We start from the raw sequence: 23483 nt of genomic DNA, 5'->3' as shown, positions 1-23483 counted from the left end.
TAACCACACGCTTCCCCACAAAAAAGGCCCGGATGACCGGGCCGTTGCGACGATATTTCCAGTCCGGGAGCGTCTAACAGTCGTGGAAGTCCTTGTTGATGTAGAAACAGAGGTCGAACAGATTCTGCACCATTTCGTCCACCATGCCTTCAGGACCCGCATCCCCTGCTTCGACGCTGACGGTCTTGTTCACGATCTTGAAGAACAACATCCCGATGAGCTGGTCATCATACAAGGTCCAGTATTTGCTCCCAGAGGGAAATTTCTTATCGAATCCGTGGTAATACATCGTCGCTCCGGTGGTGGCTGAAGGGTTCCTTCCGTTGCCTACTTATCGGCCATGCGGTCCCGTCGCTTTATGCCTTGAAACAAGATTGTCGCCATATTAATTCAACAGGTTGCCCAACCCCATCCGTTACGTCCAGTCCCACTCCCACGCATTCCGAACGGGTCCCCACAGGACCGCCAAGTTGCGAAATTGTTGCCCACATGTAACACTGAATGTTACAGACATGGGGTATAGCAGTCCCAATCACACCGAAAGGAGCCTACAGTGTCAGCCCAGAAAATCCTGGTGGTCGAAGACCACAGAGACACGCGTGAACTGCTGAAATACAACCTCACCGCCGCCGGGTTCGACGTGGCCGCCGCAGAAGACGGTCAACTCGGCCTCAACCTGGCCCACGCCTTCAAGCCCGACATCATCCTGCTGGACCTGATGATGCCCGGCACCGACGGCCTTGAGGTCTGTCGCCAGCTCAAAGGCGATCCTGCCACGGCCCGCATTCCCGTCATCATGCTCACGGCTAAGGGCGAAGAAGTCGACAAGATCGTCGGCCTGGAGCTCGGCGCCGACGACTACGTGGTCAAACCCTTCTCTCCGCGCGAACTCGTCCTGCGCATCAAGGCCATCCTGCGCCGCTACGGCGCGCCCGAGCCCAACGCCCCCAAACTCTGGGAACGCGAAGGCCTGCGCATCGACTTCGAAGCGCACCAAATCACCATCGACGGCGAGGAAACAGCCCTCACCGCCACCGAATTCAAGCTTCTGACCGTTCTCGTCTCGGGCGCGGGCAAAGTCCAGACCCGCGACAACCTCCTGGACACCGTCTGGGACACCCATTTCGAGGGCTACTCCCGCACCGTCGACACCCACGTTCGACGCCTGCGCCAGAAACTCGGCCCCTACGCCTCCTGGATCGAAACCATCCGCGGCGTGGGCTACCGCTTCAAGGCATAGCCCGAATCGCGACCTTTCATTGCCAAGAACAAGGCCCCCGCAAGCAACCCTTGCGGGGGCCTTGTTGTGCCGTCGGCGACAGGGAAAAACGAGAGGGACACCCATTTCTTGCCGGGATCATGTTTTGCTCAGAGGTCCAAAAGAATCTCGTCTAGCTTTCCCGTCATCGACACCTTGCCGGAGTAGTCCAACAAGCACTGGGCAGTCCATATATTCGGTGACGGTTTGGATGTCTTGGATGCCGAAATTGCGATCTCAAAAGGCACAAAATTTGCTTTAAAGAACATGGCCGCCAGGGCCGCTCCAAATCCGGTTGTGTTGTTTACCTGTGGGGCAAAGAACCATGCGCCGGTAAAAAACCGGAAGCACCCTGCACAGGGTGTGCTGGACAGCAAGGAATTTGCCAAACAGCCTCACAGAGGCATCATTTTTTACCCTAGACTACTGTTTGTGAGAGGCTTAACTTAGATTTTTCAGGTTTACCATTTACATCAATAAATGACACATTCCCCCCTTAAAATAAGGGCTTTTATGACTGTAAAAAAATATTGGTCACAAATTATCGAAACGTTTGATGAGGCTGTTTCCATTAGTGATCCTGACGGGATCATCCTATATGCCAATAAACGCCATGAGGAGTTGACCGGCATCCCGAGGCAAGAACTCATCGGCAAATCGGTACATGACCTTGTGCGACGCGGCCTGTTCGACGTTGTCCTTAATCCAGGCATTCTCCGCAGCAAACAGCCGGAAACCCAGGTCCAGGAACTGGCCAGCGGACAGAAACTCGTCCTGGAAGGCCATCCCGTTTTTGACGAGGACGGCAATGTCGCCCTTGTAATCACCTATCTTCGCGACGTCACCAAGCTCTCGGAACTGCGAGAGCAGTTGTCGTCTCAGCAGGAACTGCTCAAGGCCTTTCAAAAGATGCAAGGCATCGACATGACGGCGGATCACATGCCGATCATGGTCCAAAGCAAGACCATGAAGCAGCTCTTCGGCCAACTGAGCATTATTGCGGAAACCGATGCGACGGTGCTGCTTTTGGGGGAAACCGGAGTCGGCAAGGATGTCTTTGCCAGGCGGCTGCACAAGCTCAGCCCCCACGCGGACAAGGCCTTCATCAAGGCCGACTGCGGCAGCATGCCGAAAAATCTTATTGAAACCGAACTGTTCGGCTATGCGCCCGGCACATTTTCCGGTGGCAACAAAGGAGGGAAGATAGGCCTTATCGAGGCCGCTTCCGGTGGAACCCTTTTTCTCGACGAAATAGGCGAGTTGCCATTGCTCATGCAAACCCGGTTGCTGCGCTTGTTGCAGGACCGCGAGATTGTGCGAGTGGGGGCGACGGTTCCCCAAAAGGTGAAGGTCCGCATTGTTGCCGCCACCAACAAAAATTTGGAAAAGGAAGTCGAAGCGGGCCGATTCCGCAGTGACCTATATTACCGGCTCAAGGTTGCCGTCATCGACATTCCGCCGCTCAGGAAGCGCAAGGTGGATATTCTGCCGTTCGTCAAAACCTTTCTGAAATTCTTCTGCCAGAAGTATCGGCGTGAAATCACCTTTTCCCAGGAAGCCGAAAATGCCCTGCTCAAGCATTCCTGGCCCGGTAACGTCCGGGAGCTGGAAAATCTGGTGCTCGGTTGCGTGGTCACCTCCAAGAAAAACGTGATCGACGTGGCGGATCTCCCCTTTTCCCCCTCCACGAAGATTTGTGTGGGAGCCAAGGACGGGCTCACGGGCATGGAGGTTTCCGGAAAATCCATGAAGGAAATCCTGGGCGAAGTGGAAAAAGCCATAATTCTGAATGGTATGAAACGCGTTGGCAATATTGCCAAGCTGGCCGAGGAGCTGAAACTCGACCGAACCACGGTCTTCCGCAAGCTCAAGAAATACGAAGCCGAATAGATTTGACGAACCACTCAAAGCAGTGTGCCCCCGGGTCTGATCGAACCGAGGGCACATCTGTTTAGGGGAGGAGGCTTTCCTCTGCTACCGCAGGGGGTAGTTATTGTGCATTTTTAAATCGTTCGTTGGCTTCCCGTTCCAGAACACGCAACCTTTCCATCACGCCCTTATCGAGCGCCTTGCCCTCATAAGGATACTCCATGCCCAGGTAGGAGTACTTGGGCTGCCCCATGCGGTGATAGGGCAACAGTTCGTATCTGATGTTGGACTGCACAGGGATAAAGTCAACAATGCCGCGAATCTCTTCCTCGGTATCGTTGAATCCGGGAATGACCGGCGTGCGTATCAAGATGGGTTTATTGGGGAACTCAGCCACTACGCATTTGATGTTTTCCAAGATGCGCTGGTTGCTGACCCCGGTGCCCTGCTTGTGCTTCCCGTCATCAATGGCCTTGATGTCCATGATCACTTCGTCAAGATACTCGCAGGCGGCCTTCAGATCGTCATAGTGCGCATAGCTGCATGTCTCCATGGCCGTCTTGATACGATGCCTCTTGGCCTCCTTGAGCAGGGCCACGGCAAACTTGGGCTGAGACATGGCTTCGCCGCCGCTCAGCGTCATCCCGCCGCCGGATCTGGCGTAGAAGGCCGCTTCCTTTTCCACCTCGCGGATGACCTCCTTGACGGTCATCGTCTTACCATAAACATTCAGCGCATTTGCCGCGCAATGTTCGGCGCAGGTGTGGCACCGGACGCATTTTTCCGGATCCATGGCGATAAGGCCGCCTTCCGCGGGGGAAATGGCTCCCTGGGGACAATTATCTATGCAACGCGTACACTTATCGGTGGTCAGGCACTTCATCGGGTTGAAGCCCAGCTGGGGCTTCCTCATCTGCGATTCAGGGTTGCTGCACCAGGCGCAACGAAGTGGACATCCTTTCAAAAAAACAATGGTACGAATGCCGGTGCCGTCGTGGACGGAAAAATTCTGGATGTTGAAAACGATACCTTCATTGGCGCTCATTGCGGGGTCCTTTGGAAAAGTTGTGAATTGAAAGAGTCGTGTTCGTGAAATGCGGGGAACGGGAAATCCCGTTCCCCGCGTGTTTTTCACAAACTACATATGTTCGTGTTCAGTACGGTTGATGATGTCGTTCTGCAGGTCGCGGGACAGGTCGCAGAAGTATGCGGAGTATCCGGCGATACGAACGAGCAGGCTGCGGTACTTGTCAGGATCTTTCTGAGCGGCCAGCAGGGTCTGCTTGTTGATGATGTTGAACTGAATGTGCCACAGATGCAGGTCGCACCAAGAACGGATCATATCCACGATCTTCTGGGTGCCGGCCTCGCCTTCGACAACCTTCGGGGAGAGCTTGACGTTCAACAGGCGGGAAGCACGGTTTTTCATGCCGCGATTCTTGGAGTGGTAGTTGGACATCAGGACGGCAGTGGGACCCATGTGGTCGGCGCCGTGGGAAGCGGAGGAACCATCGGAAAGAGCGGTCCAGGCTTCGCGGCCGTTGGGCAGAGCGGAAACGACCTTGCCGAAGGGAACGTGGGAGGTGATGGGCACGTAGCGCACATCCAGGTTCACGCCGCGCTCCTTGGAGTACTTCGCGGCGTAACGCTGGCAGACCGCGTCGATTTCCTTGGCGATGGCGTCGGCGTACGGATCATTGTTGCCGTAGCTCGGAGCCGAACGCAGGATCTCGCGGATGTCTTCGTATCCATCGAAATTGGCGGTGATGGCCTTGAGGACTTCTTCCATGGTCAGCTTCTTGTCTTCGAAGACGACCTTCTTGATGGCGGACAGACAATCGACCACGGTACCGTAGCCCAGGAACTCGAAGTAGGAGTACTCAAGGCCGCCGGGAATGAACTGGTTCTGGAGGTCCAGACCTTCCTTCATGCACAGGTCGTGCAGGACGGAAGCCAGCGGAGTAGCGAAGTGCTCGGGGCGCAGGGAGTCAACGATGTACTGCTGGCGGAAGGCCTTCACGAGCAGGTTGTTGTGCTGCTTGATGTAGGCGTCGTAGAACTCGTCCCAGGTCTTCATCTCAGTGACGTCGCCGGTTTCAAGGCCGATGACTTCGTCACCGTACTTGAGCATACGTCCGTTGTGCATGGTCATTTCAACGGCCGTGGCGAAGTTAACGTACACACAACCGGAGGTGTAGGTCTCGATGTTGGGCATACGGGCTTCGGTGCAGCCGGAGACGGAGTAGTCCATGGCCTGGTCGTAAGGAGCACCCTTGGCGGTGTACAGGGGAATGACTTCCTCATCGTTGATAAGCTTCGGAAAACCGGAGCCGTCCTTGATGGTCTCGGCTATTTCGGCCAGGAACCGCTCCGGGGAACAGGAGTGGATACGGGCGGCCAGGTCGGGGTAGTTCAACGGAAACTCACGCTTGGACTCCAGGAAGAGGTAGGACAGGTCATTGGTGGCGTCCTCGCCCTGCGGGGTCTGGCCGCCGATGGTGACGGCTTCCCAGTGGGCATAGCCTTCATTGAACTCATTGCCGGTGGGGTTGATGTAGAGGTCGATGAACTGAGCCATCTCAACCCACATCATTTCCAGCAGCTCCTTGGCCTGTTCGCGGGTCAAGGTACCGGCTTCGAGGTCCTGCTCGTAGTACGGGAACAGGTACTGGTCCATGCGGCCGTTGGAGATGATGGCGGAAGCCTTCTGCTCGATGCGAGAGAACATCTGCACGAACCACTGGGACTGGATGGCGTCGCGGAAGTCCTTGGCGGGCTCGGCGGGCATACGCTCACAACGGTCCGCCATGGCCAGCAGCTCGGCCTTGCGGATCTTGTCGGTCTCCTTGGCGGCCAGATCGCGGGCGAGATCGGCGTGGCGGCGGGCCCACAGCGTGATGGCATCGCAGATGATGACCATGGCCTCGTAGAAGGGACGCTTTTCCCACATCTGGACCGGGCTCTGATCGTCGAGTTCGGCCAGATGTTCCTCGGCTTCACGCTTGATGTCATTGAAACCGCGCTTCAGAACCTTGTCGTAATCGTGGACCCACTGCAGGGCGGAGCGGTAAGAGGAAGTTTCGGAGACAACGAACTTAGACTTCAGGCCCATGTCATCGTCGTAAGTCACGCCACGCAGGTCGTCGGGCATGGCTCCGTTCAGGTGCTCGTGGTAGGTCTTGCCCTTCCAGAAAGGAGCGATTTCGTTGACAACGATATCGACTTCCTCAGGAGTGATCTTGAAGGGGCTCTTTTCGCGTTTGTCCAGCTCACCGAGGATGGAATAGAAGTCGCCGTCGATCTCCGGGTACAGGATGCCGTAACGGCCAAGCTTGCCTGCACGACCGGCGATCAGGGAGCCGGGAGTAATATATACGGTCATTTTCTCAGCGCAGTTCATCAGAGCCTTGGCCCAACGCAGGACCATGGGCTGGCCTTCGGTGGCCTTCATGGACTCGGTGAAGTACCGGGCGCGCTCAATGTCGATAAAAGGCGTGGTCATGTGGAAAGAATCAAGAATTTCATAGATGCGTTCGCGGCCGGCACGGGTGTCGACGCTGTTCGCAATCCGTGCCTCCTGGGGCGACAGGCAGCAGTCACAATTGGTCATTTCAGTACTCCTAAATAATGAATGTTAGCTGGTGCTTATTCTTAAAATAATGGTTGTGGAGCCACGCGCTCAGAGCGCACTTCACAATAAGCATCGATCATGCCAAACACTCAACATACTGTTTTTACTAACCTATCCGTTTAAAACCCCTATTGACGGGAAAAACAGCAAACCAGCCATCTTGTTGCGCACCGACAACATAATCAATTTTTATTCTTTTATTTCATTTGATTACCAAGCTTGTTGCAGTTGCGCACAAAGTCGCTTGTTGCAATTGAGCACAAAGTCCCGACTTGCCTTCAACATGAATTTTCACTTCGTCAGAACGCTTTGAGCTTTCTTTAAAGAAATGGGCACGGTGTTCCACTGCCAGACATTCTCGATTTGCCTGCGCCCTGCTTCATAAACCGCGCCTTGACGAGAAAAGTCATGGCACTGCCTTTGCAAAACGGGCTGGAACAATCGAACGCACTCGTTCAAAGGAGAATACTCGTGCAGATTATCGATTTTCGTTTTCGGCCGAATACCCAGGCCACCATTGACGGCTTTACAAACAGCACCATGTTCAAAGGCATGTTTGCCAAAATAGACCTGACCCGCCTCGTGGCCCAGGAAGTCCCTGATGTTGTGGAAATGATCAAGAAGCACAATGTCGTAAAGGCCGTCATTACCGGCCGGGACTGCTCCATGACCTATGATGCGGCAGCCAACAACGCCGGAGTCATGTCATTCGTTAAGGAATTTCCCGACATGTTCCTCGGATTCATGGGCGTAGATCCCCACAAAGGCATGGACGGCGTTTACGAGCTGACTCGCCAGATCAAGGAAGAAGGGATGCATGGCGCGGCCATCGACCCATACCTGGCCAAACTTTTCGTGAATGACGCCAAGTATTATCCGATCTATGCCAAGTGTTGCGAATTGGATATCCCCATTGTCGTCTCCACCGGCCCGGGCACGCTGGTGCCGGGCGCCGTCATGGAGCACGCCGCCCCCCGTTATATCGACTACGTCGCGCGCGATTTCCCTGAACTGAAGATTGTCATCAGCCACGGCGGATACCCCTGGGTCGAAGAGGCCATCATGGTCACCGAGCGCAATGAGAATGTGTACATGGAGTTGTCCGAATACGAGCGCCATCCCGGCGGAGAAGCGTACGTGAAGGCAGCGGTCAATCTTATAGGCGACAAGCTGCTTTTCGCCAGCGCCCATCCCGGGGCCGACTTCCGCGATGCCATAGCCATGTACAAGGGTTTCGGCCTGCCTGATGATGTCTTTGAAGCCATCATGTTCAAAAACGCCAAGAAGGTGCTCGGCCTATAGAGGTCCAGCACCCACCCACTATCCAAAGGGACGTGAAAACGTCCCTTTTTTGTGCCCGAAGCAAAGACAAGCAATCCGGGATCGGCACCTGCATCCATGTGAAATTTGTCTCAGGAAAGGGGTAAAGTTGCTTGCCCCGCCTGAGTCTGATACGCCAAAATTCTAGCTGTCTGTTGCTGCCGCGCAACCGTTTCCGCCGTGCAACATTCCAACGTTTTATTCCTAAAAAACAGTAGGATACAACTTAGTTTCCGGGCAAAAAAACTATTTGTTGCACTGCGGAAACATACGGTCGCCTTTGCCTTTTTCAAATTGTTTTACAATTCACAAGTGATGATTCTGGACGATCTGAAAAATTCAAAATTTTTATTAAAGACTTGGAAACTCCTTTTCTCATTCATAGTCTAAGTCTTTTAGTATGTTGTATAAATAACGCTTGTAGTTATCCTTATTAGCTGTGGCTTAGCCACACACTTTGTGCAAGCTATTGTTCTTGTTTTCACAAGAGAGGCACCCTCCTTGCAAATTTATAAACCAGTTCGTGCGGGTGAGGGTTCTGCCGAACTGGAGTTGCCGTCGTATCCTCAATTGGTGTGGAGCCCAATTCAAGACGCGACTCTGACCATAGCTCAGTATGGCTACTGGTAAGTTCTATTTAAATACAGTCAGATTGTGATTTTACAGCCTTTTCGAAAATCAAATGTAAAATCGTCAACCAATGAAACGACTGGATGGCCCGCGATGCCCAGGCATCGCAGCCAAGGGGCTTTTCCATAAGCCCGCTCAAAACCTGTCAATCTGGAGCCTATAATGAAAAAAACATTGATCCTGATTATGACCGCAGCATTGTTCCTATTTTCCACCTCAGCTTTTGCGGAAAACTACAAGGGAACCATGATCATGGCCGCTACGGCCAATCCCTCCGGAAGCCTTCATGCCGTCGCATTGGAAAAATTCAAGGAAATCGTTGAAAAGGAGTCGGGCGGCAAGGTTCGGGTAAATCTATTCCTGGGCGGCTCCATGGGATCGGAACAAGCGAATGTGAAGCAGCTCCGCGACGCCGAGCTCCACGTTGCAGTCCTGGCGGCAGGCAACCTGACCCCCTTTGCGCCCGCAGCCACCATTACCATTCTGCCCTACCTCTTCCCCCAGATTGAAAATGCATACAGCCTCTTCAGAAATGACGGCTTTGTTTCAGATCTGGGCGACACGGTCGCCACTCAGAGCATGACCCGCCCCTTGGGCTGGCTCATCGGCGGCTACCGCGTGCTGACCAACTCCAAGCACGACATCACCAAGATTGACGACCTCCAAGGCCTCAAGATTCGGGTGCCCAAGGTGCGTATCCAGCTCGACTCTTTCCGCTCCTGGGGCGTAGAGCCGCATCCGTTGGCGTGGTCTGAGACCTTCAACGCCTTGCAACAAGGCGTTGCCGACGGTCAGGAAAATCCCCACTCCATCAACCAGGACCAGAAGTTTTGGGAAGTGCAAAAGTATATTACCGATCTGCATTACATGCTCTGGGTGGGCCCCCTGCTGGTTTCGGAAAAATGGTTCCAACGCTTGCCCGCCAACACCCAGGCCCTGGTCAAGAAGGCCGCCAAAGAAGCCTGCGAGCATGAATGGGAATGGGTTGCCCAGCAGAACAAGACCGCTCTGGACAACTGTCTCAAGCACGGCATGGTCCTCAAGGAACTCAGCGACGAGGACGTATGGATGAACAAGGCGCGGTCCTTGTGGCCTGAATATTATGAAACCGTGGGTGGAAAGGACAAGATCGACAACGCATTGAAGATCATGGGCCAGGACTAGACTTGAAAGCAAACGGGCGGGTTGCGGCCCGCCCATAATCTCCCCCAATGGTAATTCGAGAATGTCTATGATTAAAAAATTCTTTACCAACTTTGAGGAAGGCGCCTGCATGATTTTGATTGCGACAATGGTGTTTGCCCTCACGTTGCAGGTCTTTATGCGTTTTGTACTCAGTTCGTCCCTGGCATGGACCGAGGAGTTGTCCCGCTACAGCTTCATCTGGTCCGTGTACATGGGGGGCGTACTGGCCGTAAAACATTCCCAACACGTACGCATCAGCGCCCAGTTTATGGTCCTACCGCCCAAGTGCAGAGTGGCTCTCCTCATGTTCACGGACACGCTCTGGATGGTGGCAAACTTCTTTATCGCTTATCAGTCGGTTCTGGTTCTCCGGGATGCCTTCGCGTTTCCCGAGGTCTCCCCGACACTGGGGATCGTCAAGGGCTATGTGGAAGCCATGCTGCCCGCCAGCTTTTTGCTGATGAACGTAAGATTGATCATAAAATATTGGCACCTTATCAAAAACCATGAATTGATGAGTCTTGCTAAAATCACTGGAGGGGATGCGTAATGTCCACTCTCTCCATAACCATCGTGTCTTTGGTTGTCTGTTTCTTCATCGGCATGCCCATCTTCATGTCGTTGATCATTTCAGCCATCGTCGCCATCATGACCTGCGGCTATCTCCCGCTGTCCATTATCCACAACTCGCTGTTCGACGGCGTGAACCTGTTCCCGCTTCTGGCCATTCCCTGCTTCGTCATTGCCGGTACCCTCATGGAGCACGGCAACATCACCAAGCAGATCATCGACGTGGTGAAGCAGCTTGTCGGACGCCTGCCCGGCGGCCTCGGCATCACCACCATCATGGCCTGCACCTTCTTCGCCGCCATCTCTGGCTCCGGACCGGGAACCGTGGCAGCCATCGGCACCCTGATGATTCCGTCCATGGTGCGCAGCGGGTACACACCGTCTTATGCCGCTGCTTCGGCATCATCGGGCGGCACCATCGGCATTTTGTTGCCGCCGAGCAACCCCATGATCATTTTTGCCATTCTGGCCAACGTGTCCGTGACCGCCATGTTCACGGCGGGCATCGTTCCCGGCCTGATGGTCGCCGTCTTCATGACCTCCATGGCCATGATCAAGGCGAAGCTTGAAGGGGTCAAAGTCAACGAGGAACAGCCCCCGTTCAATTTGAAAGTCTTTTTGAAAAGTCTTTCCAAAGGCGGCTTTGCCCTGGCGACTCCCTTCATCATCCTGGGGTCCATCTATTCGGGCATGGCTACGCCTGTTGAGGCTTCGGTTATCGCCATCGTTTGGGCCCTGTTTGTCGGCATAGTCATCAACAAGGCCCTGAGATGGAAACATATAAAGCTGTCCCTGCTGGAAGGAGCCATGCTTTCCGGTACGGTCCTGCTTATCGTGGGCGCATCCACGCTCTTTGGAAAGATTCTGACCTACGAGCAGGCTCCCCTGCGCCTGGCGAACATGGTCCTCGGGGTTTCCAAGGACCCGGCGATCGTCCTGCTGATGATCGTGGGCATCCTGTACTTCCTGGGCATGTTCATGGAGACGCTGTCCACCATGATTATCCTGGCCCCGGTGCTTCTCCCCATGGTGACCGGCCTCGGCATCGACCCGATCCACTTCGGTGTGATTATGGTCATCACCAACGAGGTGGCCATGCTTACCCCGCCATTGGGCGTTAACCTCTTTGTGGCCTCACGTATCGCGAACCTGTCGGTGGAAAAGATCTCGCTGGCCGTTCTGCCGTATCTGCTGGTCCTGACGATATGCATCATTATCGTGGTTTACTGCCCGTTCCTCAGCACATGGCTCCCAGCAGCCATCGGCGCAGGGCAGTAGCCTTATCCGTCAATGATTACAACCGGCTCCGTCAGTCTCTGGCGGAGCCGCTTTGTCGAGGTCATCATGAAATACATCATGTTGCATACGGGAGCGAAAATGCCCGCTCTCGGTCTGGGGACATGGCAGGCAGCCAAAGGTGAAGTCGCCCGCGCCGTGACCGAGGCTTTGCGCATCGGCTACCGGCACGTGGATTGTGCCCACGTATACGGCAATGAAAACGAAGTCGGCGAGGCCCTTGCCGCAACGCCTGTTCCGCGACGTGAGCTTTGGATCACTTCCAAGCTCTGGAACAACTCCCAGTGCCCGAAGGACGTCCGGCCAGCCCTGGAGCGGTCCCTTGAGGCTCTCGGTCTTGACTACCTGGATCTTTATCTCATCCATTGGCCCGTGCAGCTTTCACACACGGTCATGTATCCTCAGTCCGGGAGTGATCTTATAGCCTGGACCGAAGAACACGCATTGGAGACGTGGAGCGCCCTGGAGGACTGTGTACGAGCGGGACTCGTGCGGCACATCGGCACATCCAATTTCAGCATGAAAAAGATTCAGGTTCTGCTGGACAAGGGCTCGATTCTGCCAGCCGTCAGCCAAGTGGAAATGCATCCCTATCTCCAGCAAAACAAGATGCGCGCCTATTGCCAGGCCAACGGCATGGGCATCACCGGCTTTGCACCCTTGGGGTCCAAGCACCGTCCGGCCCACCAACACAAAGAAGGAGAGCCAGGGCTGCTCAATCATCCGGATATCCTGGCCATGGCGGAAAGACTCGGCACCACGCCGGCGTCAATACTGCTCGGCTGGGCCGTCTCCCGGGGAACGTCCGTCATTCCCAAGTCGACAAATCCTGAGCGGCTTCGGCAAAACCTTGCCGCCGCCGATCTTGAACTTGCCGAGGCCGACATGGCCATCATTTCGGCTATGGATATGAGCTACCGTTTCCTTGATGGTTCACACTGGATGCTAAAAGGGTCGCCCTACACCCTTGAAAACATCTGGGACGGAGAATAGCCGTTTTATCCGCACCTGCCCTGCGGCCAGGGAAACGGCCGCAGGGCAGGTGCTTTTTTTCCTCTTATAATAGCCGACGCCGGGTCGATGGCCCCATAAATGAACTGCTTCCGAAACAAGCTCGGGGCGGCCATCCCATTTGTCACGCTCTCACAGTTGTATCAACTCACTCAATATGCGGAATATTGGATGGCCAGCCGTGTACGCCAAGAAGCGAGTAGCTCTGCAACAGAGACAGCCCCATCGTACTTTTCACCCGAAAAGTACGCTCCAGGCCGAATGGCCCTTTTCAGGATATTAACATCGGCCTAGATCAAATGTTTCTTCGCACCATAAAGACCGTCATGGGCGTGTTGAATTGACCCGAAATGAGGTCCACACGACCATCAGTGAACAAGGGGTATTTTCAGACGGCATGTGTGAATTACGCATAGCTCCGTTTGACTCCCCAATAGGTCAAAGGTGACTGCCCGCTTCCTTCTTGAAAAGAGAGCGTAGAAACATGGTGGATACCCTTTGAAAAGGGCTAGCCCTCTCCTCTACTCTCAGTCTCCCGCCTCTTCTCCCTTCCCATCCTTGTTGGTGCCGCTCTGCGGGATGGGGCCGCGGCGAGAAGATATTTCATTACATTGCAGCAGGGGAATGTCGGGCTTGAGGGCTCAGCCGCGTGACGGCTCTCCCCAAGCATGAGGACCAAGCCTGAGATCATCCAGGACTTCTGAAGGGCCGTGTCCGACTAACCCGGAGCACAAGGCAAAACGATGCCTACTGGAGTCCGGCGCGAGGAGGAGCGGCAATCCGCGAGATGAACGGGCAATGGCAACGTCCGTGACAGGCGCATACCTGGCGCAAGACAATACAGTGCCTATGGACCCAGCCGCGTGACGGCTTTCCACAAACACAAGACGCCTGCCCCGCTGTCGGGACAAACTCCTACAAAGGAATGGGTGTCTTCTACCCTAATCGCTACCGAGCGTTATCTGGAATGCAATGGAGTATAGGTGGTCAAAAAAGTCTACGTACTCGACGGGGATGTGCTTGGGCACGTTGATCCTCGACGGCGCGAAGTTGATGATACCGCGGATGTTGGCCTCCACCAGGTGGTTGGCCGCACGCTGGGCGCGGTCCGGCGGCGTGGCGATAATACCGATCTCGAGGTTCAGCTCGGGCGCACGTTCCTTGAGATGGGTGGGGCAGACGATCTCCATGCCCTCGAACTCAAGCCCGATCTTGTCCGGGTCGCAGTCGAAGGCCGCGCAGATCTTGAACCCGCGCTTCTCGAAATCATGATGCCGAAGCAGGGCGCTGCCCATGTTGCCCACGCCGATGAGGGCGCACTTCCAGAGTCGGTCGATGCCGAGCGACTGCTTGATGGAAGTAATCAATTCCTGAACGTAGTAGCCAACGCCGCGTACGCCGAATTCACCGAAGTACGCAAGGTCCTTTCGGATCTGGGAGGAGTTGACCGAGCAGGCCCGGGCCAGGCGCTCCGAGGATACGACATCGTTGCCGTCCCGAAGGAGGTTTTCGAGGACCTGAATGTAGACGGCGAGCCGTCCGATGGTTGCTTTAGGGATGTGTTCGCTTTTCATAACTTTGGGCTCTTTCCGGTCAAGAGGCTTTCCGGTATGTGAAATTCTTAACATGAAAGAGGCTGAAAAAGGGAGGCCGAGGCCTCCCTTTGAAAGGACTCCGTAAACCTGAAACTAGACGACGAAGAGCAGGATCAGGTTGACGACCAGGGCGTAAATGGCCAGGGACTCGATGAAGGCCAGGCCGAGAATCAGGGTAGTGGACAGCTGACCACCGGCTTCGGGGTTGCGGGCGATGCCTTCACAGGCGCCCTTCACACCCATGCCCTGACCGATACCGCAGAGACCGGCGGCGATGCCCATGCCGATGGCGGTGGCGTAGGCCTTGGCGGACATGACGGGATCGGCACCTTCAGCGGCGAAGGCGACGGACGCGACCAGAACCATTGCCAGGGTGGAAAACAGAATCTTCGCGATTTTCATGTTAATCCTCCAAATGGATTACGTAATATTGTTGTGGTCCAAGGACCATTTCCCCAAATTAAGCAGACTTCGTCTAGTGAGCGTGCTCGATGGCACCCTGCAGGTACAGCATGGTCAGCATGAAGAAGATGAATGCCTGGATGGTCTTCGCCAGGATGAACAGGAAGTACATCGGCAGGGAGCCGAGGATCGGCGCCAGGAAGAACATCAGGATCAAAACGATTTCCTCGCCGCGGATATTACCGAAAAGACGAAGAGTCAGGCTGAGCGGACGGGCAAGGTGAGAAATGGGCTCAAGGATAAGCATGAGCGGAGCCAGGAAGCCGACCGGGCCCATGAAATGCTTGATGTAGCCGAAGCCCCATTTCTTGATGCCGACGAACTGATAGAAACAGAACACGATGATGGCCATGGAAGCCGGCGTGTTGATGTTCGCGGTGGGCGCGTCGCAGCCCGGCACGAGGCCAAGCCAGTTCATGCCCAGGATGAAAATGAAAATGGTGCACAGCAGCGGCATGAACTGACGGCCTTCCTCGCCGAGGTTGGCGACGACAAAGTCCTCCAGCCCCCCGATGATCGTCTCGAAGACGTTCTGGAGGCCGCCGGGAACCAACTGCAGGCGGCTGCGGACCATCAGGCCCAGACCCAGGATGATGGCCATGACCAGCCACATGTAGAGCACGTGGTTGATGCTTTCCACGCCGAGAGCGTGTTCAACTTGGGCGCCCCAATGGCCGATGCTTTTCAGCATGTCCATGTACAAGAGAGGATGCGGCAATCCGCCCGAAAAACCCATATCAAAGCCTCCTTAAGCAGTTCGGCTATTTCTTCCCCAACTGACTCAGGCCGGTCGCGGTGATGTTGACCACCACGGTGCCGAGCCCCGCAATCAACCCCCAGTGAGGAACTCGTTCGACTCCGATCAGCCACCACAGGGCCAGCCCGCTCAGAGCCATCTTTCCCATGAATATGACAAACAGCAGATATGGTCCCCTCTTCTGGTCGTAGACCAACGACTGGGTCACGCGGGCGAGCGTCCAGAAGTTGACCAGGGCGATTACCGCCCCCGCCAGATAGGCCAGAGACCACCGGGAAAACAGTGTTGCCAGCATGATCACTAGAGAGGTCCCCAGCGACACATAAATCTGGTTGCGGACAACGATGCGCACATCCGGCTTGGCGAAGCCGCTTCTGACAAGCAGCCGTTCAAGCCCTTGGTTCATCCTGCCCAGCACTCTTTTCTCCGTCCTGTTTCAAAGAACCAGCTCTTTTAGCTTCTTCACGCCTCTGGAGACGCCTGAAATCCTCGAAAACCATCTTGAACCCGGCGATGATCCCCAGAAAGAAAAAGATCATTATCAGCCAAGGCCTGGTCCCGAAGTATTTATCCAGAAAATACCCGAAGGTCAGGCCGACGACGGTTGCCGATACGATGTGCAGCCCCATCGTTCCGGCGGTGCCCCCCAGCTGAGTGATGTTCACCCACCGATCGTCTTTTGAAAAGAACATGTTTACACCTCGCAAAGGCTGGGATACACGAGCGTCGGCAGTGGCTTGCCACCCCGCTCAGGCATTTCGTGCAATCCTTCACAAGTGGAGGAGGAGTAGCATACGCCGCCAATTCCCGTCAACGTCTTTTTCAGAAACGATGACCCTTTTTCGAACTTTCCGCAATAGCTAAAAAGACCTAAAATCCGGCAGTTTGGGGCATACGCACACCCTATATGTGAAAAATATCCCGATTTTTGTAACGGCCCCATGAAAAAGCGGATGGAGTGGCGTATCCATCCGCTGAATCGTCCGTTTCTCAAGGCTCGGACTCCCCTATTTCGGGTCGCTCACGTCCACAACCTTGACCAGGAACTCCTTGACCCCTGCCGGGGGCTCGAAGAATACGGCCATGAAGGGCGTGGACGCGCCGGGCCTGATGAACGTGTTGTTGGAGAGAATGCCCACATCCGAGGCCAACCCCTCCTTGATCTCATTTTCGCTCTGCACCTGAAGCTGGAACTGCGACAGCACATTGCCGCACAGGAGCGACTGGGAGGTCAGGACGTTGTTTCCCGCGTCGTAGAGAACCACCTCGACCTCGACCCTTTCCTTGGGCTTGGAAAACTTGTTGACGGCCTTGCCCTCGACCACGAACAGGTTGCCCACCTTCTCGTTGGCCACGTAATACTGCTTGACGTTCTTCAGCTCGATCTTGCGCACTCGCTCGGCCGGGGACTCGCCCGGAGCGGGCGCTTCGCCGCCGTTGTCCTCCGCGAACAACTGCCCCACGAAGGGCACGTCCTTGAGCATGGCGCCAAGGTTGACGCCCGCGAAGGTCCAGACCCGGAAATAGATGGCCGCGCCGATGGCCACGGCAAGGATAAGCAGAACGATCAAACAGCCCAGGGACTTGCTGCTGCCGGGCTTCGACTTCTCGTCGAGCTCCAGGCTTCCGCCCAGGTCGGCGGCCGCCTCGTCCCCCTCGTCTTCGGAAGGGAAAAGCGCCCGTGAATCATCGATCTCCGCCTCGTCGGCGTCCTCGAACAGGTCTCCGTCATCCTCGTCGCCCTCGTCCGCGAACAGATCGTCGCCGCGTTCGCCCTCGTCGACGAACAGACCGTCGGACTCGGCGTCTTCCACGTCTTCCTCTTCGGCGAACAGGTCGTCGGATTCTTCGTCCTTTCCGCCGCCCAGGTCGGCGAACAGGTCGTCCTCCGCTTCGGCCGGAACCTCCACGCCATCGGCGGCGGGGGCTTCCTCTTCGAACAGATCGTCCGTATCGGGCATTTCCTCGACGATCTCGTCGGCCGCATCCGATGCCGGGAACTCTTCCTCGTCGGGCGCCCCGGCCACTTCGGCAGCCTCGGCGGCGACTTCGGCGTCACCGGCGGCAACGTCGTCGAACGTCTTGTCGAAATCCTCGCCCGCAGCGGTGTCCACACCTCGCTCGTTGTCCTCAAGCAGCGCCTCGACCTCTTCCTCGGGAGTGGCCGGAGGCAACTCCACCTTGAATACGTGCGCGCACTTTGAGCACTTGACCTTGGCCCCGCCGGCCGGAACTTTTTCATCGGGCAGGTTGTAGCTGGTCTCGCAATTCGGGCAGGTGACGATCATAATTCGATCTCCAGAAAGTCCGGTTGGTTGGCTCTAAGATTCGTTGGACAGCTCGAAAATGCCGCCCAGTTCCCTGTACCGCTCGGCATAATCCAGGCCATAGCCGACGATGAACCCGTCGTTCAGCTTGAAACCGGCGAAATCGACGGTCACGGCCTTTTCCCGTCGTTCCTGTTTATCAATAAGCGCACAAATTTTCAAACTCTTTGGATTTCTACGCTTGAGTACATGAAGCAGAAAGTCCATGGAATGCCCGGTGTCCACGATATCCTCGATGACCAGGACATCCTTGCCCTCGATGGAAATTTCCAGGTCCTTGGAAAAGACGATGTCCTCGGAGCGGGAAGTGGCCGAGCCGTAGCTGGCCAGCCTCACGAAATCGATCTCGATCTCACGTTCGATACGGCGGATGATGTCCGCAAAAAAGAGAAACGCGCCCTTGAGCACGCAGATGCAGACCAGCGGACCTTCGCCGGAGTAGGACTCGGTGATTTCACGGCCAAGCTCCGCATTGCGTCCTGCGATCTGCTCGTCGGTGATGAAAGGTTTCAGTTTGTGTGCCATTGCGCTGTTCGGGTTACAGGTTGATTGTCATGGCCACCTCGTTGCAGAGGTCGGGGAACCTCGGGCAGTTGAGACAGTCCAGAAATATCTTCTGGTTCAGGTTGTCCATTTCCTCGGGCTCGAAGCCCACCCGCTCGAAAAAGCCGGGCACCTCGGTCAGGGTGTACACCCGGTAAATGCCGAGGGTCACGGCTTCGGACAGGCAGGTCTCGACCAGCTTGCGGCCGAGCTTCTTGCCCCGATGGGAGGATTCCACCACCAGGGAGCGGATTTCCGCCAGGTTGTCCCAGATTATGTTCAGGGCGCAGCAGCCGATGACCGTGCCGTCATCGTCAAGGGCGATCACGAAGTCCCGCAGATGGGAATACAGTTGACTGAAGGAGCGGGGAAGGACCAGGCCGTCATGCTGATCGGTCAACATGAGCAGCCCGTGGATGGACTTGACGTCCTCGATGCGTGCCTTGCGTATCATGACTTCCTGCTAGTTCAGCTTGTCCACCATGGCTCCAAGCATGGAGCCAGGGAAGACACCGGCCTGGGAGAAGATATGCTTGCCGGTCTTGTCGAAGATCACCAGGGTCGGGATGGCCTCGACGCGGAATTCGCGCGCCAGCTCCCGGTCGCCCAGGTAGACGGAAACGTCCATGGGGTTCTTCTCCAAATACCGCTCCAGCGCTTCGACGCGCTCATCCATGGACAGGGCGATGATGTTCACCTTGTCTCCCCTGACCTTGCGCAACGCCTCCAACTCGGGAATCTGCTGCTTGCAGGAGGGGCACCATGTGGCCCAGAAGAAAAGCATGGTGGGCCTTTCGGCATTGTCCTTGAGATACTGGTCAAGCTCGGCCCGTCCCATGAAGGGGATGGAGCCGGAGTCCGCCGGAACGCTCTTCGCGGCGGAGGACTGGGCCTCGCCGCCCGTCTTGTCGGCATCGTTGCCGGATTCGCCCGAACACGCCGTCATGGCCAAAAGACCCAGGGCAAGGGCGAAGGAGAGCCACATTCTTTTCATGAAACACCTCGGGAGTGAATTTTCGGCACTCTAGCAGAGTTGAATGCCAAATAAAAGCGAGAGGCCCTCTCTCAAAACACTTGGGGCGGCAGAGGTCAAGAAACTTTCACGCAACACAACGCCGAACGAACGAAATCCACCCGGCTCTCCCCATCCTTCCCGCCGATCAGCTTCGGGCCGGACCGGCGGAAACCATCCGCCATACGGGGGGATGGGGCCGGGAAGCGGATGAGAACCTTTTCGCAAAGAGGCTCAGCCGCCCTTCCCGGACACGGGGGCTACTGCGTCAGCCGTTGCGCGAGCTTGACGGCGGCCACGGCGTCCGTGGACCAGCCGTGCGCGCCGATGGCGTTGCAGAATTTTTCGGTGACCACGGCCCCGCCGATGATGACCTTGGCGGAGAGACCGCGTTCGGCGACCATCTTCACGGTGTCCTCCATGCGGACCATGGTGGTGGTCATGAGCGCGGACAGCCCGATGAGGGCGGCGTTGTGTTCCTCGGCAGCGTCCACGATCCTGGCGGCGGGCACGTCCTTGCCCAGGTCCACGACCTCGAAGCCGTAGTTCTTGAGCATGAGGCAGACGATATTCTTGCCGATGTCGTGAATGTCGCCCTCCACCGTGGCCATTATCACCACCGGCCGCTCTCCAGCCCCGCCGTCCTCCTCAAGAAGCGGCTTGAGCCGCTGAAAAGCGGTCTGCATGGTCTCGGCGGACTGCAGGAGCTGGGGCAGAAAGTATTCCTTGGCCTCGTACTTGTCGCCGACCACGAGGATGCCGGGGATGAGCAGGTCGTTGACAATGTCCATGGCGGTCATGCCCTTTTCCAGCTCCCCCTCCACCAGCTTGACGACATTGTCCTTGTCGCCCTTGACCACGGCGGCCTGGACCGGCGGCAGGGACGGCTCGCCGGGCTTGGCGGCCGGAGCCGAACCGGCCTGCGCCCCGCCTCCCCCGACCCAGCCGGAGAACTTGTCGATGTAGCGGGCGGCCTGGGGATCGCGGCCGAGCAGGACTTCGGCGGCGTGCAGGGACTCCTGGATGCGCGCGGAGTTGGGGTTGGAGATGAACGAGCACAGCCCCGCGCCCATGGACAGGGCGAGGAAGGTGGAGTTGAGAAGCTCACGCGCCGGGAGGCCGAAAGAGATGTTGGACAGGCCGATGGTGGTGGGCAGGCCCCACTCGTCACGGCAATGGCGCATGACCTCCATGGAGTGACGGGCGGCCTCGGGCTTGGACGAAACGGTCAGGGCCAGGGCGTCGACCATGATGAGGCGGCGTGGAATGCCCAGGGCGTCCGCCCGGGCCAGGAGGTCCTCGATGACCTTGAGCCGTTCGGACGCTGTCACCGGGAGCTTCTTGCCCACAATGGGCAGGAGAATGAACGGCGCGCCGAAGAGCTTGCACAGCGGACCGAGCCGTTCCATCTTGCCGGGCTCGCCGGAGATGGAGTTGACCAGGGGAGAGCCGGGATAGGCCCACAGCCCGGCCTCGACTGCCGCCGGATCGTTGGAGTCGATGGAGAGCGGCGCGGTCGTCCGGCCCAGCAGGGAGACGATCAACTCGGGCAGGAGCTGGACTTCGTCGACCAGGGGCGCGCCCACATTGACGTCGAGCACCGGCGCGCCCTGCTCCACCTGTTCGGCGGCGAAACGGTGCGCCTCGGCGAAAATGGAATCCTGAAGCTCGGCGGTGAGCTGCTTCTTGCCTGTGGGGTTGATGCGCTCGCCGATAATGACGCCGGGGTGGTCAAAACCGATGGGCACGGAGACGGAACGCGAGGTGAGGACCAGTTGGGCGTTGTCGGTCTTCTCGGGCCGTTGCCAGCGGACGTCGCCGACGCGCTTGCGCAAGGCGCGGATATGGTCAGGGGTGGTGCCGCAGCAGCCGCCGATGAACTTGACCCCCAGCTCCGCGAACCCGGCCGCCTGCTCGGCGAACGGTTCCGGTTGCAGACGGAACACGGTGTTGCCGTCTCCGTCCAGCTCGGGCAGTCCGGCGTTGGCCTCGGCAAAGGTCGGCGTCTCCAGCCGGGGAGCCCAGGCGCGCAGGGTGTCGCGCATCTGCTCCGGCCCGGCGGAACAGTTGGTGCCGATGAGGTCCACGCCCATGTTCTGCATGGTGTCCACAAAGGTCTGCGGCGAGGTGCCGGTCAGGGACGCTTCACCCTCGAAGGTCATGGAGACGGCCACGGGCAGGTCGCAGACCATGCGCGCGGCGATGACCACGGCCTTGGCTTCGGCCAGGTCGAAAAGGGTCTCGCCCAGGATGAAGTCCGCGCCTCCGGCCACGCAGCCCTTGATCTGTTCCTTGAAGATTTCCACCAGCTCGCGGAAAGTCATGTCGCCCAGCGGCTTGACAAAATGCCCGGTGGGGCCGATGGAGGCCGCCACAAAGGCGCGGTCGCCCGCCACTTCGCGGGCGATGGCGGTCATGGCCCGGTTCAGCTCGAAGGGATCGGCGTTCAAGCCGAGTTTGGGCTTGGACCCGCCAAAGGTGTTGGTGGTCAGAATGTCCGCCCCGGCCTCCAGGTAATCGCGATGCACGGAGCGGATGACGTCGGGCTCCTTGAGCCCCCACAACTCGGGGGAAAGCCCGGCGGGCAGCCCCCTGCCCTGAAGCAGCGTACCGTAGCCGCCGTCAAAGTAATAAATTCTGTCGTCGTCGAGTATTGACCTGAAATCGCGCACTGGTACCCTCCGCACGGGCGGGATGCGCAGAGATTGCGCCCCGGCCGATGTATTCATATATCAAGATATCTCGATATAGCGGCGACCCGGGCGGAAATCAAGCCTTTTATTGAGGCGAAATTCGGTGTTTTCCGGCTACGGCTGCGCAGGGTCTTGCACAAGTTGCGCTTCCCTGAAAATCATTGATAAGGTCGGTCAAAATCTATAGTGTGGCCTTCTTGCTCTTATAATTTGTATTGAACCGTGCGCTGCGGCGCCGAATCCATAATTTGCGATGACATCTGAAAAAACGACCGAGGTGGTCGAACCGGAAATCGTCGAAGAAGACGATTTCGAAGAGACCGACTTCAACGAAGACGACTTCGGCGACGACTGCGAGGACGTGACGGCCGACACTCCCTCCAGCCCTCCCGCCAAAGTCGATGAACGGAGGAACAAGCTCCCGGCGCTGAATCCCGCTCCTTCATCCAAGGCGGTGCGGATTCGTGATCCGTTGCAGCTGTACCTCAAGGAAATCGCCAGGTTTCCCATGCTGGCCCCGGAAGAGGAATACGCCCTGGCCAAGCGGGTCCAGGAGGACAACGACCAGGACGCGGCCTTCAAGCTGGTGTCCTCGCACCTCCGCCTGGTGGTCAAAATCGCCATGGACTTCCAGCGGCGATGGATGCAGAACGGCCTCGACCTCATCCAGGAGGGCAACGTGGGGCTGCTCAAGGCCGTGACCAAGTTCGACCCGGAGAAGGGGATCAAGTTCTCCTACTACGCGGCCTTCTGGATCAAGGCGTACATCCTGAAGTACATCATGGACAACTGGCGCATGGTCAAGATCGGGACCACCCAGACCCAACGCAAGCTGTTCTACAACCTGAACAAGGAGCGTCAGCGCCTCCAGACCCTGGGGTTCGACCCCTCCACCGAGGCCCTGAGCGAGCGGCTCGGCGTGTCCGAGGCCGAGATCGACGAGATGGACCAGCGGCTGTCCAAGAACGACATGTCCCTGAACACCCCGCTGGCCGACGACTCCGACGCCACCAAGATGGACTTTCTGCCCTCTCTGGCGCCGGGTGTGGAGGAATCCATCGCCAACGACCAGATCGTCGAACTGCTCCTGAACAACATCAGGGAAATCCGCTCGTCCCTGAACGAAAAGGAAGTGGCCATCCTGGACCGCAGGCTGCTCTCCGACGATCCCGTGACCCTGCGGGAAATCGGCGAGGAATTCGGCGTCACCAGAGAGCGCGTCCGGCAAATCGAAGCCCGGCTCATGGCCAAGATTCGCGAGCATCTGACGGACAAGGTCAAGGATTTTTCCAGCGATTGGGTGCTGGAGCACGATTAATCGGCG

The 23483-nt window shown here is 57.0% G+C and carries 21 protein-coding genes; 8 read left to right on the top strand and 13 right to left on the bottom strand.

Annotated elements, in window-relative coordinates; genetic code table 11:
* Nucleotides 1–73: 73 nt before the first annotated feature.
* On the bottom strand, nucleotides 74–289 hold the full coding sequence (locus LF599_RS01220; protein ID WP_269940864.1) for a hypothetical protein: 216 nt from the start codon (nucleotides 287–289) through the stop codon (nucleotides 74–76).
* Nucleotides 290–553: 264 nt separating this feature from the next.
* Between LF599_RS01220 and LF599_RS01215 the strand changes: the two genes are divergently transcribed.
* Together LF599_RS01215 and LF599_RS01210 are read left to right on the top strand one after the other, a co-directional pair.
* Nucleotides 554–1240 (top strand): response regulator transcription factor, encoded by a 687-nt coding sequence (locus LF599_RS01215; RefSeq protein WP_279521985.1) that lies wholly within the window; start codon nucleotides 554–556, stop codon nucleotides 1238–1240.
* 498 nt (nucleotides 1241–1738) lie between these two features.
* Nucleotides 1739–3148: a sigma-54 interaction domain-containing protein gene (locus LF599_RS01210; RefSeq protein WP_319023426.1), complete on the top strand. Its 1410-nt coding sequence runs from the start codon at nucleotides 1739–1741 to the stop codon at nucleotides 3146–3148.
* A gap of 100 nt (nucleotides 3149–3248) precedes the next feature.
* On the opposite strand, the gene hpsH is transcribed toward LF599_RS01210, so the two are convergent.
* On the bottom strand, nucleotides 3249–4172 hold the full coding sequence (gene hpsH, locus LF599_RS01205) for a (2S)-3-sulfopropanediol dehydratase activating enzyme (protein ID WP_279521983.1): 924 nt from the start codon (nucleotides 4170–4172) through the stop codon (nucleotides 3249–3251).
* A gap of 93 nt (nucleotides 4173–4265) precedes the next feature.
* Nucleotides 4266–6737: a (2S)-3-sulfopropanediol dehydratase gene (hpsG, locus tag LF599_RS01200; protein ID WP_279521982.1), complete on the bottom strand. Its 2472-nt coding sequence runs from the start codon at nucleotides 6735–6737 to the stop codon at nucleotides 4266–4268.
* A gap of 492 nt (nucleotides 6738–7229) precedes the next feature.
* Between hpsG and LF599_RS01195 the strand changes: the two genes are divergently transcribed.
* From LF599_RS01195 to LF599_RS01175, 5 genes are all read left to right on the top strand, one after another.
* Nucleotides 7230–8060, top strand: coding sequence for an amidohydrolase family protein (locus tag LF599_RS01195; protein WP_279521981.1), 831 nt, complete (start codon nucleotides 7230–7232; stop codon nucleotides 8058–8060).
* Between the two features lie 810 nt (nucleotides 8061–8870).
* The gene (locus tag LF599_RS01190; RefSeq protein ID WP_279521980.1) at nucleotides 8871–9872 is read left to right on the top strand and encodes a TRAP transporter substrate-binding protein; all 1002 of its coding nucleotides are present in this window, start codon (nucleotides 8871–8873) and stop codon (nucleotides 9870–9872) included.
* 67 nt (nucleotides 9873–9939) lie between these two features.
* Nucleotides 9940–10443, top strand: coding sequence for a TRAP transporter small permease (locus tag LF599_RS01185; RefSeq protein ID WP_279521979.1), 504 nt, complete (start codon nucleotides 9940–9942; stop codon nucleotides 10441–10443).
* Nucleotides 10443–11741, top strand: coding sequence for a TRAP transporter large permease (locus LF599_RS01180; protein ID WP_279521978.1), 1299 nt, complete (start codon nucleotides 10443–10445; stop codon nucleotides 11739–11741). Before LF599_RS01185 ends, LF599_RS01180 begins: the two co-directional genes overlap by 1 nt.
* Before the next feature lie 66 nt (nucleotides 11742–11807).
* Nucleotides 11808–12752 (top strand): aldo/keto reductase, encoded by a 945-nt coding sequence (locus tag LF599_RS01175; RefSeq protein WP_279521977.1) that lies wholly within the window; start codon nucleotides 11808–11810, stop codon nucleotides 12750–12752.
* 959 nt (nucleotides 12753–13711) lie between these two features.
* On the opposite strand, the gene LF599_RS01170 is transcribed toward LF599_RS01175, so the two are convergent.
* The 10 genes from LF599_RS01170 to LF599_RS01125 all read right to left on the bottom strand — a co-directional run bounded on the left by LF599_RS01170 (nucleotide 13712) and on the right by LF599_RS01125 (nucleotide 22138).
* Complete coding sequence (locus LF599_RS01170) at nucleotides 13712–14344, bottom strand: redox-sensing transcriptional repressor Rex (protein ID WP_272699203.1); 633 nt, start codon at nucleotides 14342–14344, stop codon at nucleotides 13712–13714.
* A 114-nt stretch (nucleotides 14345–14458) separates the two neighbouring features.
* On the bottom strand, nucleotides 14459–14767 hold the full coding sequence (locus LF599_RS01165) for an ATP synthase F0 subunit C (RefSeq protein WP_269940854.1): 309 nt from the start codon (nucleotides 14765–14767) through the stop codon (nucleotides 14459–14461).
* A 73-nt stretch (nucleotides 14768–14840) separates the two neighbouring features.
* Nucleotides 14841–15563 (bottom strand): F0F1 ATP synthase subunit A, encoded by a 723-nt coding sequence (gene atpB / locus LF599_RS01160; RefSeq protein ID WP_279521976.1) that lies wholly within the window; start codon nucleotides 15561–15563, stop codon nucleotides 14841–14843.
* A 25-nt stretch (nucleotides 15564–15588) separates the two neighbouring features.
* Nucleotides 15589–16002, bottom strand: a complete 414-nt coding sequence (locus tag LF599_RS01155; protein WP_279521975.1) for an ATP synthase subunit I — start codon at nucleotides 16000–16002, stop codon at nucleotides 15589–15591.
* On the bottom strand, nucleotides 15974–16276 hold the full coding sequence (locus LF599_RS01150; RefSeq protein ID WP_279521974.1) for an AtpZ/AtpI family protein: 303 nt from the start codon (nucleotides 16274–16276) through the stop codon (nucleotides 15974–15976). The genes LF599_RS01155 and LF599_RS01150 overlap by 29 nt, the downstream gene beginning before the upstream one ends.
* A gap of 315 nt (nucleotides 16277–16591) precedes the next feature.
* A complete protein-coding gene (locus tag LF599_RS01145; RefSeq protein WP_279521973.1) occupies nucleotides 16592–17872 on the bottom strand; it encodes a DUF3426 domain-containing protein in 1281 nt (426 codons plus the stop codon).
* A 33-nt stretch (nucleotides 17873–17905) separates the two neighbouring features.
* A complete protein-coding gene (hpt, locus tag LF599_RS01140; protein ID WP_279521972.1) occupies nucleotides 17906–18436 on the bottom strand; it encodes a hypoxanthine phosphoribosyltransferase in 531 nt (176 codons plus the stop codon).
* Nucleotides 18437–18449: 13 nt separating this feature from the next.
* Nucleotides 18450–18908 carry an N-acetyltransferase gene (locus LF599_RS01135; protein WP_279521971.1) on the bottom strand — a complete coding sequence of 153 codons (459 nt, stop codon included), beginning with the start codon at nucleotides 18906–18908 and terminating at the stop codon, nucleotides 18450–18452.
* 9 nt (nucleotides 18909–18917) lie between these two features.
* A complete protein-coding gene (locus LF599_RS01130) occupies nucleotides 18918–19448 on the bottom strand; it encodes a TlpA family protein disulfide reductase (protein WP_269940849.1) in 531 nt (176 codons plus the stop codon).
* A 278-nt stretch (nucleotides 19449–19726) separates the two neighbouring features.
* Complete coding sequence (locus LF599_RS01125; protein ID WP_279521970.1) at nucleotides 19727–22138, bottom strand: homocysteine S-methyltransferase family protein; 2412 nt, start codon at nucleotides 22136–22138, stop codon at nucleotides 19727–19729.
* Between the two features lie 274 nt (nucleotides 22139–22412).
* Here LF599_RS01125 and LF599_RS01120 point away from each other — a divergent pair, with 274 nt between their 5' ends.
* Nucleotides 22413–23477: a sigma-70 family RNA polymerase sigma factor gene (locus LF599_RS01120; RefSeq protein ID WP_279521969.1), complete on the top strand. Its 1065-nt coding sequence runs from the start codon at nucleotides 22413–22415 to the stop codon at nucleotides 23475–23477.
* Nucleotides 23478–23483 lie beyond the last annotated feature (6 nt).

Origin of the sequence: Pseudodesulfovibrio thermohalotolerans (assembly GCF_021353295.2) — a bacterium.
Classification (GTDB): Bacteria; Desulfobacterota; Desulfovibrionia; order Desulfovibrionales; family Desulfovibrionaceae; genus Pseudodesulfovibrio; species Pseudodesulfovibrio thermohalotolerans.
This window is presented reverse-complemented; position numbering and strand designations above follow the sequence as displayed.

What these genes read in the sequence shown, in the direction of transcription:
- LF599_RS01175 (WP_279521977.1), top strand. Translation starts at nt 11,808, where the DNA reads ATGAAATACATCATGTTGCATACGGGAGCGAAAATGCCCGCTCTCGGT.
- atpB (WP_279521976.1), bottom strand. Translation starts at nt 15,563, where the DNA reads ATGGGTTTTTCGGGCGGATTGCCGCATCCTCTCTTGTACATGGACATG.
- LF599_RS01120 (WP_279521969.1), top strand. Translation starts at nt 22,413, where the DNA reads ATGACATCTGAAAAAACGACCGAGGTGGTCGAACCGGAAATCGTCGAA.
- LF599_RS01170 (WP_272699203.1), bottom strand. Translation starts at nt 14,344, where the DNA reads ATGAAAAGCGAACACATCCCTAAAGCAACCATCGGACGGCTCGCCGTC.
- hpsG (WP_279521982.1), bottom strand. Translation starts at nt 6,737, where the DNA reads ATGACCAATTGTGACTGCTGCCTGTCGCCCCAGGAGGCACGGATTGCG.
- LF599_RS01220 (WP_269940864.1), bottom strand. Translation starts at nt 289, where the DNA reads ATGTATTACCACGGATTCGATAAGAAATTTCCCTCTGGGAGCAAATAC.
- LF599_RS01210 (WP_319023426.1), top strand. Translation starts at nt 1,739, where the DNA reads ATGACACATTCCCCCCTTAAAATAAGGGCTTTTATGACTGTAAAAAAA.
- hpt (WP_279521972.1), bottom strand. Translation starts at nt 18,436, where the DNA reads ATGGCACACAAACTGAAACCTTTCATCACCGACGAGCAGATCGCAGGA.
- LF599_RS01135 (WP_279521971.1), bottom strand. Translation starts at nt 18,908, where the DNA reads ATGATACGCAAGGCACGCATCGAGGACGTCAAGTCCATCCACGGGCTG.
- hpsH (WP_279521983.1), bottom strand. Translation starts at nt 4,172, where the DNA reads ATGAGCGCCAATGAAGGTATCGTTTTCAACATCCAGAATTTTTCCGTC.
- LF599_RS01150 (WP_279521974.1), bottom strand. Translation starts at nt 16,276, where the DNA reads ATGTTCTTTTCAAAAGACGATCGGTGGGTGAACATCACTCAGCTGGGG.
- LF599_RS01165 (WP_269940854.1), bottom strand. Translation starts at nt 14,767, where the DNA reads ATGAAAATCGCGAAGATTCTGTTTTCCACCCTGGCAATGGTTCTGGTC.
- LF599_RS01130 (WP_269940849.1), bottom strand. Translation starts at nt 19,448, where the DNA reads ATGAAAAGAATGTGGCTCTCCTTCGCCCTTGCCCTGGGTCTTTTGGCC.
- LF599_RS01180 (WP_279521978.1), top strand. Translation starts at nt 10,443, where the DNA reads ATGTCCACTCTCTCCATAACCATCGTGTCTTTGGTTGTCTGTTTCTTC.
- LF599_RS01185 (WP_279521979.1), top strand. Translation starts at nt 9,940, where the DNA reads ATGATTAAAAAATTCTTTACCAACTTTGAGGAAGGCGCCTGCATGATT.
- LF599_RS01190 (WP_279521980.1), top strand. Translation starts at nt 8,871, where the DNA reads ATGAAAAAAACATTGATCCTGATTATGACCGCAGCATTGTTCCTATTT.
- LF599_RS01145 (WP_279521973.1), bottom strand. Translation starts at nt 17,872, where the DNA reads ATGATCGTCACCTGCCCGAATTGCGAGACCAGCTACAACCTGCCCGAT.